Origin of the sequence: Altererythrobacter sp. GH1-8, assembly GCF_043702085.1 — a bacterium.
Classification (GTDB): Bacteria; Pseudomonadota; Alphaproteobacteria; order Sphingomonadales; family Sphingomonadaceae; genus Erythrobacter.
Map to the genome: position 1 here is coordinate 1,651,851 of NZ_CP171690.1, position 13,558 is coordinate 1,665,408.

At 60.1% G+C, this 13,558-nt stretch carries 13 protein-coding genes and 1 tRNA gene; 9 read left to right on the plus strand and 5 right to left on the minus strand.

Going from position 1 to position 13,558, the window contains the following annotated elements:
- Positions 1 to 114: 114 nt before the first annotated feature.
- From ACG9DO_RS08045 to ACG9DO_RS08055, 3 genes are all read left to right on the plus strand, one after another.
- On the plus strand, positions 115 to 960 hold the full coding sequence (locus ACG9DO_RS08045; protein ID WP_394726899.1) for a hypothetical protein: 846 nt from the start codon (positions 115 to 117) through the stop codon (positions 958 to 960).
- A 182-nt stretch (positions 961 to 1,142) separates the two neighbouring features.
- The gene (gene lon, locus ACG9DO_RS08050) at positions 1,143 to 3,539 is read left to right on the plus strand and encodes an endopeptidase La (RefSeq protein ID WP_394726901.1); all 2,397 of its coding nucleotides are present in this window, start codon (positions 1,143 to 1,145) and stop codon (positions 3,537 to 3,539) included.
- Between the two features lie 276 nt (positions 3,540 to 3,815).
- The gene (locus ACG9DO_RS08055) at positions 3,816 to 4,088 is read left to right on the plus strand and encodes an HU family DNA-binding protein (RefSeq protein WP_221588391.1); all 273 of its coding nucleotides are present in this window, start codon (positions 3,816 to 3,818) and stop codon (positions 4,086 to 4,088) included.
- A gap of 113 nt (positions 4,089 to 4,201) precedes the next feature.
- Here ACG9DO_RS08055 and ACG9DO_RS08060 read toward each other — a convergent pair whose 3' ends face one another.
- The 3 genes from ACG9DO_RS08060 to ACG9DO_RS08070 form a co-directional block, all read right to left on the minus strand.
- Positions 4,202 to 5,050, minus strand: coding sequence for a hypothetical protein (locus ACG9DO_RS08060; protein WP_394726903.1), 849 nt, complete (start codon positions 5,048 to 5,050; stop codon positions 4,202 to 4,204).
- 6 nt (positions 5,051 to 5,056) lie between these two features.
- Positions 5,057 to 5,854, minus strand: a complete 798-nt coding sequence (gene rlmB / locus ACG9DO_RS08065; protein WP_394726905.1) for a 23S rRNA (guanosine(2251)-2'-O)-methyltransferase RlmB — start codon at positions 5,852 to 5,854, stop codon at positions 5,057 to 5,059.
- 63 nt (positions 5,855 to 5,917) lie between these two features.
- Positions 5,918 to 6,003, minus strand: a tRNA-Tyr gene (locus ACG9DO_RS08070).
- A gap of 160 nt (positions 6,004 to 6,163) precedes the next feature.
- Between ACG9DO_RS08070 and ACG9DO_RS08075 the strand changes: the two genes are divergently transcribed.
- Positions 6,164 to 7,294, plus strand: coding sequence for a beta-ketoacyl-ACP synthase III (locus ACG9DO_RS08075; RefSeq protein ID WP_394726907.1), 1,131 nt, complete (start codon positions 6,164 to 6,166; stop codon positions 7,292 to 7,294).
- Here ACG9DO_RS08075 and ACG9DO_RS08080 read toward each other — a convergent pair.
- Positions 7,255 to 8,349, minus strand: coding sequence for a phosphatase PAP2 family protein (locus ACG9DO_RS08080; RefSeq protein ID WP_394726909.1), 1,095 nt, complete (start codon positions 8,347 to 8,349; stop codon positions 7,255 to 7,257). The genes ACG9DO_RS08075 and ACG9DO_RS08080 overlap by 40 nt on opposite strands.
- 148 nt (positions 8,350 to 8,497) lie before the next feature.
- Here ACG9DO_RS08080 and ACG9DO_RS08085 point away from each other — a divergent pair, with 148 nt between their 5' ends.
- Together ACG9DO_RS08085 and pssA are read left to right on the plus strand one after the other, a co-directional pair.
- Positions 8,498 to 9,250, plus strand: coding sequence for a phosphatidylserine decarboxylase (locus ACG9DO_RS08085; RefSeq protein WP_394726911.1), 753 nt, complete (start codon positions 8,498 to 8,500; stop codon positions 9,248 to 9,250).
- Positions 9,251 to 9,351: 101 nt separating this feature from the next.
- A complete protein-coding gene (gene pssA, locus ACG9DO_RS08090) occupies positions 9,352 to 10,077 on the plus strand; it encodes a CDP-diacylglycerol--serine O-phosphatidyltransferase (RefSeq protein ID WP_394731237.1) in 726 nt (241 codons plus the stop codon).
- Here the strand turns inward: pssA and ACG9DO_RS08095 are convergent.
- The gene (locus ACG9DO_RS08095) at positions 10,040 to 10,303 is read right to left on the minus strand and encodes a hypothetical protein (protein WP_394726913.1); all 264 of its coding nucleotides are present in this window, start codon (positions 10,301 to 10,303) and stop codon (positions 10,040 to 10,042) included. The genes pssA and ACG9DO_RS08095 overlap by 38 nt on opposite strands.
- A gap of 356 nt (positions 10,304 to 10,659) precedes the next feature.
- Here ACG9DO_RS08095 and rpsB point away from each other — a divergent pair, with 356 nt between their 5' ends.
- The 3 genes from rpsB to ACG9DO_RS08110 all read left to right on the plus strand — a co-directional run bounded on the left by rpsB (position 10,660) and on the right by ACG9DO_RS08110 (position 13,508).
- Positions 10,660 to 11,415 (plus strand): 30S ribosomal protein S2, encoded by a 756-nt coding sequence (gene rpsB, locus ACG9DO_RS08100; protein WP_394726915.1) that lies wholly within the window; start codon positions 10,660 to 10,662, stop codon positions 11,413 to 11,415.
- A gap of 115 nt (positions 11,416 to 11,530) precedes the next feature.
- Positions 11,531 to 12,457, plus strand: a complete 927-nt coding sequence (gene tsf / locus ACG9DO_RS08105; RefSeq protein WP_394726917.1) for a translation elongation factor Ts — start codon at positions 11,531 to 11,533, stop codon at positions 12,455 to 12,457.
- A 115-nt stretch (positions 12,458 to 12,572) separates the two neighbouring features.
- Positions 12,573 to 13,508, plus strand: a complete 936-nt coding sequence (locus tag ACG9DO_RS08110; protein WP_394726919.1) for an alpha/beta hydrolase — start codon at positions 12,573 to 12,575, stop codon at positions 13,506 to 13,508.
- Positions 13,509 to 13,558: the final 50 nt, after the last annotated feature.

Consider the following 13,558-nt stretch of genomic DNA (forward strand, 5'->3'; position numbering starts at 1 on the left):
ATCCGGTAAGCTGATCTTCACCAGTTTACCTCCTCCCTGAGAGCTGTCCGCGTTTGAGACAGGCATCGGGGCGGCTATAGACTGGCCCCGGCCTTATCCTTTCTAACCATGCACATGAGCGACAAACCGAGTTCAACGATCCAGTATGTGATCAAGGCAGAGGATCTGCGCGCGATAAACTATCTCGCGCCGGATCACCCGCGGCCGCGCTCGGTTGAATGGATCAATCGCGGTACCGATCAGACCATGCGTCCGACAACCACCGCGATGCTAATGCGTACGCTCTACAAGCCAACCCGCAGTCCGAGTGTGCAGAAACTGCATGACAGCGCTGGCCTGCGCGTGGTCTTTCGGAGCGAACAAGACCGTGAGGCGTTCGCCAGCGCGTTTCGCAAGGCATGTCAGCAGGAGCAGGTCCTCAGGGACGATGTGATCTGCGCCATGTTCGACAGCCGTGAAGCCGCGGAAAAGGCGATCGGCGAATTGCGCGAGGTTGGCATTCCGGCGAAGGCCATCTCGCTGCTGTTCCGAGCAAGCCAGTTCATGGACACTGATGCACAGTGGCCTGAAGGGCACAGCCCGCTCAGCATCGCCGGTGCCATCGCTGGCGGCGGTGTCGCAGGCGCGCTCGTTGGCATCGGGGTCTTGCTTGTTCCCGGCGTGGGGCCTGTTGCGGCTGGCGGGGCAATTGCTGCCTCGGCATTATCCTCGATGGCGTCGGTCAGCGGCGTGATCGGTGCAACCGGCGGCGCACTCGCCAAGATGCTCACTGACCATGATGTCGATGGCGTGACCGCGGCGCAGTATGATGACGAGATCCGCCGCGGCAAGGTGTTCCTTTCCGTCGACACCAGGATTGCCGGTGGCATGGGCGACACCGCAGCGCGCGTGATGGAGAAGCATGGCGGACGTGCAGGCCACCACTCAGAGGCGAACCAGCCGAGGGCGCTGGCGTCCTGAGCCGTCCAATTGGGCGCGCAGGTATGACCACACATACCAAGCTTACCCGGCAGGCAATCCACAGTTAGGCAGTAACCGGCCATTGCGGCCCGGCTACAGGCTTCCCATATCAACGATGAAATGGCGGCCTTTGAGCCGGTAACGAAGCAATTGGGCAGTGTTGGCTGCCGACTGGAACATCAATGACGTACTCTCTCCCGCTCCTTCCCCTGCGCGACATAGTCGTGTTTCCTGGCATGGTGGTTCCGCTTTTCGTGGGCCGTGACAAGTCTGTCGCGGCGCTTGAGGCGGCGATGGAAGCGGACAAGGATATCTTCCTCGTGGCGCAGCTCGATCCGGGATGCGACGATCCGGGCCGGGATGAAATCTATGATATTGGTGTCATCGCGCAGGTTCTCCAGCTGCTGAAACTGCCTGACGGAACCGTCCGCGTTCTGGTAGAGGGCAAGGCCCGCGCCAGCCTGACGGGATTGCGCCCGGAAGGCGGTTACATTCTTGCAGAGATCGAAACGCGCGAAGAGCAGACCGTAGCGGGCAGCGAAGTGACCGCGCTGATGCGCCAGGTGACTGAACAGTTCGGCGAATATGCCAAGCTCAACAAGAAGCTGGGCGATGATGCCAGTGCGGACCTGAGCGACGTTGACGACGCGGGCCAGCTGGCTGATGGCATTGCGGCCGCGATCAGCGCGAAGGTTGCTGACAAGCAAGCGCTTCTGTCTGAGGAAAACCCGCTGAAGCGGCTCGAAATGGTCATGTCCTTCATGGAAGGCGAGCTGTCCGTGCTGCAGGTCGAGCGCAAGATCCGTGGGCGTGTGAAGCGCCAGATGGAGAAGACCCAGCGCGAATACTACTTGAACGAGCAGCTCAAGGCGATCCAGAGCGAGCTGGGTGGCGGCGACGGCGAAGACGGCGATGAAATCGCTGAGCTGACGGAGAAGGTCGAGAAGACCAAGCTTTCAAAGGAAGCCCGCACCAAGGCCAAGGCCGAGCTCAAGAAGCTGCGCGCGATGCAGCCGATGAGCGCGGAAGCGACTGTCATCCGCAATTACCTCGATGTGTTGCTGGGGCTGCCATGGGGCAAGAAGTCCCGGCTCAAGAAGGATATCGCCAAAGCACAGGAAGTGCTTGATGCGGATCACTATGGCCTCGAAAAGGTCAAGGACCGGATTATCGAATATCTCGCGGTGCAGGCCCGCACCAACAAGCTCAAAGGTCCGATCCTGTGTCTCGTCGGCCCTCCCGGCGTTGGCAAGACTTCGCTTGGCAAGTCGATCGCCAAGGCTACGGGCCGCAAATTTGTGCGTCAGTCCTTGGGCGGCGTTCGTGACGAGGCGGAAATTCGCGGTCACCGGCGGACTTATATCGGTTCGCTGCCCGGCAAGATCGTGACCAATCTCAAGAAGGCGGAGAGCAGCAATCCGCTGTTCCTGCTCGACGAGATCGACAAGCTTGGGCAGGACTTCCGGGGCGATCCCGCCTCGGCATTGCTTGAAGTGCTCGACCCTGAACAGAACAGCAAGTTCCAGGACCATTATCTCGAGCTCGATATTGATCTCTCGGACGTGATGTTTGTCACGACCGCGAACAGCCTTAACCTGCCGCAGCCGCTGCTGGACCGGATGGAGATCATCCGCCTTGAAGGCTATACCGAAGACGAGAAGGTCGAGATCGCCAAGCGGCACCTGATCCCGAAACAGATCGAGGCGCATGGTCTGAAGGACGGCGAGTTCACCCTCACCGAAGAAGGTTTGCGCGCGCTGATCCGCCATTATACGCGTGAAGCAGGTGTACGCACGCTGGAGCGCGAGATCGCGCGTCTGGCGCGTAAGAGCTTGCGCAAGATCCTCGAGAAGCAGGCCACCGAAATTACCATTACCGCTGAGAATATCGGCGACTTCGCCGGCGTGCAAAAATTCAAGCACGGAGTTTCGGAAGAGGAAGCGCAGATCGGCGCTGTGACCGGGCTCGCCTGGACCTCGGTTGGCGGTGAACTGCTCACGATCGAAAGCGTGACCACGCCGGGCAAGGGCGAGATCAAATCGACCGGCAAGCTCGGCGATGTGATGAGCGAGAGTATCGCCGCGGCGTTCAGCTTCGTGAAGGCGCGCGCGCCTGCCTACGGGATCAAGCCATCGATCTTCCAGCGCAAGAACATCCACATTCACTTGCCTGAGGGGGCGGTGCCCAAGGATGGTCCAAGTGCCGGGATCGGCATGGTTACCTCGATCGTTTCGACGCTGACAGGTGTCGCTGTGCGTCCCGATGTCGCGATGACCGGCGAGGTTACTTTGCGCGGCCGTGTGCTGGCAATCGGCGGTTTGAAGGAGAAGCTGCTCGCGGCCCTTCGCGGCGGGATCAAGACAGTCCTCATTCCGGAAGAGAATGTGAAGGACCTTGCCGAGATTCCCGACAATGTGAAGGAAGGCCTCGAAATCATCCCGGTCGCGCATGTCGATGCGGTGCTGGAACACGCGCTGACATCAATGCCCGAGCCGATTGAATGGACTGAAAAGGATGATCTCGCGAGCCAGCCGCAAGGGGCGATCGATCCAGGCGACGGTGCCCCTACCGCGCATTGATCCGAGCTGGGATTTGCATCGCATCGAATCGGCTGGGGCGAAAGCTGCGTGAGCAAGTGATCCAAGCGGAGTGCTGCCGCTTAGCGCATCACCTCAGCTTCAATTCGTCGCAAATGACCGCAGAATGGCTCAAATTGGCGCTTTTTCGCTTCATTTGCCTTTGACTCACGCCTTCCAAGCTCGCAGGTTGCGATGATTCGCGCCAAGCGATTCCCGGTCCCGGGAAGCACATCACAAATCATGCAGATGATATTTGAATGAGGGGGTTCTCATAAGATGAACAAGAATGATCTGATCAGCGCGGTCGCCGATGCCAGTGGTCTGTCGAAAAGCGACGCTTCCAGTGCAGTGGAAGGTGTGTTCGATTCCATCACCAAGGCACTTTCTGGCGGCGACGAAGTGCGACTGGTTGGTTTCGGCACCTTTTCTGTAGCGAAGCGAAAGGCTTCGACCGGTCGCAACCCCCGGACCGGTGAGCCGATGACGATCAAGGCTTCCAACCAGCCCAAGTTCAAGGCCGGCAAGGGTCTGAAAGACGCAGTGAACTGATTTCGGATTGGCCGGGCGAAATCCGGCCTTCAAGCCAAATCTGGCATTCAAGAATGACCCCGCGGGAGCTGATCCGGCGGGGTTTTTCTATGTTCAGCGATGCTTCAAATGCGTCAATTGAAGCGCACCAAAGCGGTCGGAGCGCTCGAAGTGCCAGCATCGACATCCCAGCTCAGCACCCGCGTATCGCCCGTGCTGCTCGCACCTTCGTCGGTGTTGTTCGCCAGGATTTCCCCAGTCGTGCGGATGGTGAAGGTCCCTGCCATGACTGGCAGGTCCGGCAGCTTGTCGGCATCTTCGTTCGCCATGGCGGCCAGTCCACCAAGTCCGGCCATTCCGCCCATCATCGCACCCATCGGGTTGGAACCATCGTCAGCGGCAAACCCCGGTGCATTGACGCGGACGGTGTTCTCATCACGCAGGACGATCTGCACGAAGGGTTTGGTCGCCGGGAAACCTTCGATTGTCGGGAACATGAAGTCGTGACCCAATTGGCCCGATACCGCATAACTGACGTCATAGACGCCGTTGCCCTTGATCTCGACGCGGTTCCAGCCGCGATGACGCAGCAGCAGCTTGCGCAGTTTTTCAGTTGCTTCGGGATCGCTCGGGTCAATGCCTCCCATCATCGCGGCCATTTCCTCAGCGTCCTTCCTCGCTTTTGCGGCACGTTCTTCCGCGCCAGCGTCCCACTCAGCCCGCTGAGCGGCAATTTCGTCAGCGGTGCATTCGCGCTGCTCGAAGGTATCCTCGTCGTAGCATTCTTCCGCTTCGAACTGTTCGGCCGCATTGCCCATCTGCGCGAGCTGGCTGAGGCCGAGGAAGAAGATTTCGCCTTCGTACGTAAAGGCGAAGGTCCCGTCGTCATTGAGGTCAAGCGTAGAGGCGAATTTGCCCGGCGATATCAGGCATCCGGTCAGCAGCAGCGGTGCCGCGAGGACAAACAGGAAGCGTGCAAACATGGCAAATTACCCCTCGAATTCTCGTGTGGCGCAAGCATAGAGCGCGATTGCTGCCGCATTGCTAACATTAAGGCTCTCAATATCGCGCGTGATCGGCAGCCGGGCGAGCGCGTCGCAATGCTGCTGGATATTGTGCCGCATCCCTTCGCCCTCTGCGCCCAGCACCAGCGCGACCGGCCCAGCGGGAAGGGCTTCAGCAAGCGTTTCCTCGGCGTGTCCGGTCAATCCGATCCGCCAATACCCGGCATCGGCCAGTTCATCGAGCGCGCGGGCGAGGTTCACGACCCGCACCCACGGCACGACTTCCAGTGCGCCAGAGGCTGACTTTGCGACCACGCCCGATTCAGGCGGGGCGTGGCGATCCTGAGTGACGATGGCTGCCGCGCCGAACGCTGCCGAGGAGCGCAGGATCGCGCCGACATTGTGCGGATCGGTCACCTGGTCGAGCACCACGATGGGGCGGGCGGGCTCGGCATCCGTGAACTCGTCGAGAAAACGGTCCGCCAGCGGCAGGCACTCCAGCACCAGCCCTTGATGCGGGGCATCCTTGGCGACCAGCCGCGCAAGGTCGGTCACATCGGCATACTCGACCGGGAAATCAGGTGGCAGCTCGCCATCGAGCGAATCGATGCCCTCGCGCGTGGCCCACAGCTTGCGATGTTCGCGCGCGGGGTTCTTGAGCGCAGCCTCGACAGCATGGCGGCCCCACAGGCGGACATTGCCAGCGGTGGCCCGGCCTGAACCGCGTCCGCCTTTCATCCGGCCAGCGCGGCCGCGCAGCGCTTTCTTCTTGTTCTTCGACATAGTGATAGCGCCATGCCAGCGCGCGCGCCGAAGGGGAAGTGCTGTCTTCGCTGAGGGAGCCGGTGGTGGACAGGGCTGGATTCGAACCAGCGTACGCTTGCGCGGGCAGATTTACAGTCTGCTGCCTTTAACCACTCGGCCACCTGTCCACTTACCGGGTCGATGCTGCGGCTGGGCCGCTGCTCAAGATGCGATGCCGCTAGGCTCCGCATTGCCGAGACGCGCCCCTTTGGCGAAGCGTGATCATGCTGTCAACAAGCCATCTCCAATGCTTGCCCCAATGCCTCACAGGCACTACCGCGCAAAGCCATGTCAGACAGCACTCATCCTGTTATCAGCTCCACCGGCCTGTTCACGCCGGAAGAGAGCATCACAAACGCAGAACTGGTCGACAGCTTCAACGCGTTCGTCGACAAGCATAATGCGCAGCACGCAGATGCGATTGCGGCTGGCGCAATGGAGCCACTCCATCACAGCTCGGTTGAATTCATCGAAAAGGCGAGCGGTATCAAGGCGCGCCACGTGATGGCGAAGCAGCCCATACTCGACCCTGATATCATGGCGCCGCGCTGGGCCGAGCGCAGCAATGACGAGCTTTCGATCATGGCGGAAATCGGTGTGAAGGCGTGCAAGCAAGCACTCGAGCGGGCAGGCCGTGATGCAAAGGATGTCGATGCGGTACTGTGTGCGGCATCCAACATGGAGCGCCCCTATCCGGCGATGGCGGTCGAAATCCAGGACGCGCTGGGTATTGATGGCTTTGGCTTTGACATGAACGTTGCGTGTTCGTCTGCGACTTTCGGGATCCAGACTGCAGCGGACTATATTCGTGCAGGTAATGCAACGAGCGTGCTGGTGGTAAGTCCGGAGATCACCTCTGGTCACCTCAATTGGCGCGACCGCGATAGCCACTTCATCTTTGGTGATGTTGCCACAGCTGTGCTGGTCGAATCGCGCGCGAAAGCTCCGGCGCAACATTGGGACATCCTCGGCACCAAGCTGAAGACGGTCTTTTCCAATAATATCCGCAACAATTTCGGCTTCTTGAACCGAGCGCATCCCGAAAGCGCTGGTGGCGCGGACAAGCTGTTCGTCCAGGAAGGGCGCAAGGTCTTCAAGGAAGTCGTGCCGATGGTCGCGCAGATGATCGTGGATGAAGCCGATCGGCTGGGTATCGATCCGCAGAGCCTCAGGCGGCTTTGGCTGCACCAGGCCAATGCCGGCATGAACCGTCTGATCGCGCAGCGCGTGCTCGGCCACGAAGCGAGTGAGGATGAGAGCCCGACAGTGCTCGATACCTACGGCAACACCTCAAGCGCGGGCTCGATCATCGCCTTCCATCAGCACAGCGATGACCTGAGACCAGGCGATACCGGACTGATCTGCAGCTTTGGCGCGGGTTACTCTGCCGGGACTGTGTTCGTGCGCAAAGCGGGCTGAGCAAAGCGGTTTTCACGGCGTGCCAGCCAGGCGTCCCAGCCAGCGATAGCGGCGGTCGACAGCTTCCATACGATCGCGGTTGCGATGACGGATACAAGGCCATCCACCGCATAGTGGTATGCGAGGTGAACCGAGCCGATCCAGATCAGGATCAGGAACAGCATGAAGAACCAGCCGGCCTCGCGCGAGACGCGGCGGATCGCAAGCCAGAACAGCATCGCCATCGAGACATGCATGGATGGCATTGCGGTAATCCCGCTACCAAGGCCGCGCTCGCCCGCGTTGTACCAGCCAAGCAGCAGGTCCTGCACATGGAGCGTCAGGACCGGATAATGCTCGTTGGCTTCATTGAGATAGGCCATCTGCGCATCGAAAGTGGGATCGCCAAGGATGGGACCAACGAAGCATGGACCCACGGACGCAAGCCAGGTTGCCATGCCCCCGCCTATGATGGTCCAGATCAGGAAGAACCCAAGCAGATATTCGCGCCGGATGGCCTGACCGCCGCGATAGAACAGGAAGAATATCGTCCCGGCATAAATCAGCAGCATCCATGCATGATAGAGCATCGCCATGCCTGAGGTGATGAGGGGATAGCCAAACACCGGTTGCAAGACTTGCCAGGCGTCATAGCCTGCGAAAATGGCGCGATCCCACGCGATGAAGGCCGGGTCCCAGTCGAAATCGTTGAACAGCGGGATCATCGACTTCAGCTTCGAAAAGAACGGCATGAAGACGATGATGAGCGCGAATGTCGGGATGCTTGCGATGACGGCGGGGCTCTTCAGCCGCGCGCTGTAGGTTTCGATCAGGAAGCGGGTCGGTCCATCCGGCCGGTTCCTGACCAGCAGCAGAGCTGCGTCAAGCACCAGCAAGGCAAAGCCGGCAACCATGTAGAGGCGGCCATTGGCAAGGATCAGATCCGGCCCGATACCGACACCATGGTTGGCAAACAGCACGAGGCAGAATGCAAAAAGGCTGGTGGCGACTGCGTAAACCGGAGCGTCTCTCAACAACAGATGCAGCACACGCTTGCCATCGAGGGCCGTTGCCAACGCAGGTTCTCCGGACGCGCTAATCATAGACTTGCGCGTTAAGCATGTTTGATTAACGAAATCCTACCGCCTTGCCGCGCGGTCAAGGAACCGTTGGTGGAAAGTCTCACGGCTTGTGACTCCCTCGCAAACGCACTACGTGGCACTCATGGCAGGTGAAATTCTCGATAATCAGGGGCGCGGCGAAGTCAGCTGGAGCTGGCCGCCGATCCATCCTGAAGGACGCAAATTCGGCTTGATTGCAGTTGCGATCAGCCTTGTTTTTCTGCTCTTGCTGGATTGGGAGATCGTTGGCTGGCCGCTGCTCGCGCTGTCCGGCGGTGTGTTTGCCTTCTTCCGCGATCCCGAACGCGTGGTTCCGCAGGACGAGAACGCGATTGTCGCGCCTGCTGACGGGCTGGTATCGCTCATCACTCAGGTCGAGCCGCCCGAAGAGCTCAAGATTGACGACGGCTCCGGCACCAAGGGCTTGCCCGATGGCCTCGTGACGCGTGTGTCGATCTTCATGAGCGTGTTCGATGTGCACATCAACCGCGCGCCGATCAGCGGTGCAGTGCGAAGGGTGGTCTATATTCCCGGCAAGTTCATGAACGCTGACCTCGACAAGGCCAGCGAAGAGAATGAGCGCCAGCATATCCTGATCGAACGGTCAGACGGTATCGCGATAGGCTTTACGCAAATCGCAGGGCTCGTGGCACGCCGCATTGTGCCGTTCGTGAAGCCGGGCGATCTGCTTGCGGTGGGACAGCGCGTCGGCCTGATCCGGTTTGGAAGCCGCGTCGATGTATACCTGCCCGCCGGCACCCAGCCGCGCGTTCTGCTGGGGCAGAAGGTTGTCGCTGGCGAAACGATCCTTGCACAGCTGGGCGAGACCAAACTGCTCGAAGGCAAGGCCCAGTGAGTGAACATGGCGGGGACAATGCTCCGCGTGTCGGACCGAAAGCGACTGAGGATGAACTGCCCGTAGCTGCGCCGCGCAGGCGCGGCCTTTCCTTGCGGGTGATGCTGCCAAACATCGTGACTGCCGCGGCCTTGTGCTCAGGATTGACAGGGATCCGTTTTGCCATTGCAGGCGACTGGAACTTTGCCATCCTTGCGGTGATCCTGGCTGGAATACTCGACGGAGTGGATGGGCGCATTGCGCGCCTGCTCAATGCGCAGTCGCGTTTCGGTGCGGAACTGGACAGTCTTGCCGATTCGCTGAGCTTCGGCATGGCGCCGGCGCTGATCCTTTATATGTGGAGCCTGCAGGAGCTGCCCCGCATCGGCTGGTTTGCTGCGCTTGCCTTTGCCATCTGCTGCGCTTTGCGGCTCGCGCGCTTCAATGCGCAGATCGATACCGATGATCAACCACACAAGTCTGCAGGCTTTCTCACCGGCGTTCCCGCACCTGTAGGGGCAGGGCTGGCTTTCCTGCCGTTCTACCTTTGGAAGACCACTGATCTGGAGATCTTCCGTGAGCCGCTTTACGTCTCGATCTGGCTCGCTTTGATCGCCTTCCTGATGATTTCCAACATGGCGACGCTGAGTTGGGGTTCGATCAGGCCGCGCCGGTCAGTCCGGCTGGAGCTGATAGCACTGGGCGGTCTCGTCTTTGCTGCTCTGCTGCTGGAGCCATGGTGGACCCTGGTCGGCATCTGCGTCGTTTATCTCGCGCTGATGCCTTACGCGCTGATGCGCTACGGCAAGGTCAGGCGGCAGCGGCGAGAGGACGCAGCGCACGGATAGCGGCGGCGGGCTTGCGCGAAGGCAGAGCCACGACTTTCGGTTCCGCTTCGATCCGTGGGCGGACCACGGTCACCAGCACATCATTGCAGAATGAGTAGGCCTGGCGGCGTTCACCCTGCAAACGGCGAAACGCCCGACGTGCGCGCAGTGCGCTGTCCGTCAGGGACAGGGCCACCAGAACCGCGGTGACGCAAAACAGAACGACCACAGCATATGCGAACATCATCTGATCCTATCTCTTGGTCTGCCATCCACTCTTGACAGAGGGATGAGAACATAGTGAAAACACTCAGGCAGCGGATTTGATCCCTGCAGAACGCCTATGTTCTCTTTTTGTTCTGGCCTGTCAAGCAGGAAATTCGACAAGTGGAGTCATATATGCGGCGGCGTCAGTGCGAATTGGGGCTGGATTTCTCTGAAAAGTCCCGCTATCCGCGCGCTCGCTGATCCCAAAAGGGTGGCTCATCCGAGCAATCCGGGCGCAGTAAATCCACATGAAGAGCACTTCATACCGGTGCCAGATGCGGGAGCTCCGCAGACGGTTCCAGCTCTTCAGAGGCATAACCGGAAAGGAATTTACCTATGGCGGCTCCTACCGTCACGATGCAGCAATTGATTGAGGCCGGCGCACACTTTGGCCACCAGACCCACCGCTGGAACCCGCGAATGAAGCCGTACATCTTCGGCGCTCGCAACGGTGTTCACATCATCGACCTGTCGCAGACCGTGCCGCTGTTCGCGCGCGCGCTCGACTTCGTTGAAGCCACAACCCGCGCAGGCGGCAAGGTGCTGTTCGTTGGCACCAAGCGCCAGGCACAGGACCCGATCCGCGAGGCCGCTCGCCAGTCAGGCCAGCACTTCGTCAACCACCGCTGGCTCGGCGGCATGCTGACCAACTGGAAGACGATTTCGCAATCGATCAAGCGCTTGAAGACTCTCGAAGAGCAGCTCTCGGGCGACACCAGCGGTTTCACCAAGAAGGAAGTCCTTCAGCTGACGCGCGAGCGTGACAAGCTGGAACTCTCGCTTGGCGGCATTCGCGACATGGGCGGCATCCCGGACGTGATGTTCGTGATCGACGCCAACAAGGAAGACCTCGCCATCAAGGAAGCGGCGGTACTCGGCATTCCGGTAATCGCGATCCTCGATACCAATGTCGATCCGTCGGGCATCGCTTTCCCGGTACCCGGCAATGACGACGCCAGCCGTGCTGTGCGCATGTATTGCGACGCGGTTGCTGCGGCTGCCATCGCTGGTCGCGGCGGTGCAGTTGCGGACAGCGGCGTAGATGTCGGTGCGATGGACACGCCTCCTGCTGAAGCAGAAGCGGTCGCTTAACACCCCCGAACGGGCGCGGCCTGTCTCGGCCGCGTCGCATTACCAGACAAGAGCGCCAGCAGGTCCGGAAATACGGGCTTGCGGTGCTGCTAATCAATTCAAGAAGGAATTTCCCATGGCCGATTTCACCGTCGCCGATGTGAAGGCTCTGCGCGAAAAGACCGGCGCAGGCATGATGGATGCAAAGAAAGCGCTTGCCGAAGCAGGTGGCGATATCGAAGCTGCTGTTGACGCGCTGCGCGCGAAAGGTCTCGCGACCGCACAGAAGAAGTCCAGCCGTACAGCCGCAGAAGGCCTCGTCGGCGTTGCCGTTGAAGGTACGAAGGGCGTTGCTGTGGAAGTCAACTCGGAAACCGATTTCGTGGCCAAGAACGACAAGTTCCAGGACTTCGTGCGCAAGACCACTCAGGTTGCGCTCGGCGTTGGCAGCGACGATGTTGACGCGCTCAAGGCAGCTGCATACCCCGATGGGGGTACTGTCGCTGACAAGCTGACCGACAATGTTGCGACTATCGGTGAGAACCAGCAGGTCCGCCGGATGAAGAGCGTTGCGGTGTCGCAGGGCGCTGTCGTTTCCTATGTCCACAATGCGGCCGCTGATGGCCTCGGCAAGATCGGCGTTCTGGTCGCGCTGGAAAGCGACCTTGGCGCAGACGTGCTGGAGCCGTTCGGCAAGCAGCTCGCCATGCACATCGCATCGATGTTCCCGCAGGCGCTCGATGCCGACAGCCTCGATCCCGATGTGATCGCACGTGAGCGCGCGATTGCAGCGGAAAAGGCTGCCGAGAGCGGCAAGCCGGCTGAAGTGCAGGAAAAGATGGTCGATGGCGCGATCAAGAAGTTCGCGAAGGAAAACGCGCTGCTGAGCCAGATGTTCGTGATGGACAACAAGTCTTCGGTTGAAGACGTTGTCGCCAAGACTGCCAAGGACAATGGCGGCTCGATCAAGCTGACGGATTATGTCCGCTTCCAGCTCGGCGAAGGCATCGAGAAGGAAGAAAGCGATTTCGCCGCCGAGGTTGCCGCAGCCGTCGCTGGCTAAGCCTCTTCCGATCATCGGAATTTTGGCACGGGCCGGGGTGTATGTTGCATCCCGGCCCGTTGTCTTTTGAGCCGACCTCGCGCACCTGCTGCCTTCGTAAGGGTAGGGGAAACTTGTGCAATTTACCAAAGCGACGCTGGCATGCGCAACGATCTTGGCTGCGTGCTCAAACGGGCCAGCAACACCGGCAGGTGCGCAAGCGACCGAGGCGCCAAGCCAGAGGGCCGAAGGGCTGCCCTATGAAATTCTCGGGACTGAAGTGCACGACCTGACCGACTTGGCAAGCGGGCTGAACTATCAGGTCTTCGTTAGCCTCCCGCCGAGCTACGACAAGGACTCGGCAAAGCGCTTTCCCGTCGTCTTTGTGACCGATGCGGATTACGGATTTCCGATGCTGCGGCTGATCGGGCGGCGCATGAACGGCGCCGGTCCGAAAATCGAAGAATTCATCCTCGTCGGCCTGTCCTACGAAAAGGGACAGGATCCGATGGCTAGCAGGCGGCGCGATTACACGCCGACCCCGCGCGGCGCATCGGATGCGCCAGCGGGTGCTCTCCACGGACAGTCGTTGCGCTATCGCGACTATATTCGCACTGCGGTGATCCCGTTCATCGAAAGCAGGTACCGCACGCGGCCTGACAAGCGCATCTATGTCGGCCATTCCTATGGCGGATTGCTCGGCGCGGAAATTCTGCTGACTGATCCTACGATGTTCAGCGGCTATGTTCTGGGCAGTCCGTCCTTCTGGTTCGACAAGCGCCACCTTCTTAAGGAAACGCCAAGGCTGCTCGACGAATCCGAACCCCTCGCGGCCAAAGTCTACATGTACGCTGGTGAATTCGAGGCGCAGAGGATCGGTGACCGGCGGTACCAGCAGGAAGTGGACATGGTCGTCGATAATGCGACCTTTGCCGCGATGCTTAATGGTCGCGATTTTCCTGAACTTGCGCTTACGTCAGAAGTGTTTGAAGAAGAAGATCACCTGTCAGTTGCCCCGCGCGGCTTCACCCGCGGCCTTCTCACGCTCCTCCCTGCGCAGGCCGCACGGTGATCCGCTTTCCAGCGGATTATATCGCCCAAGGACCGCTCTTACATATTGGG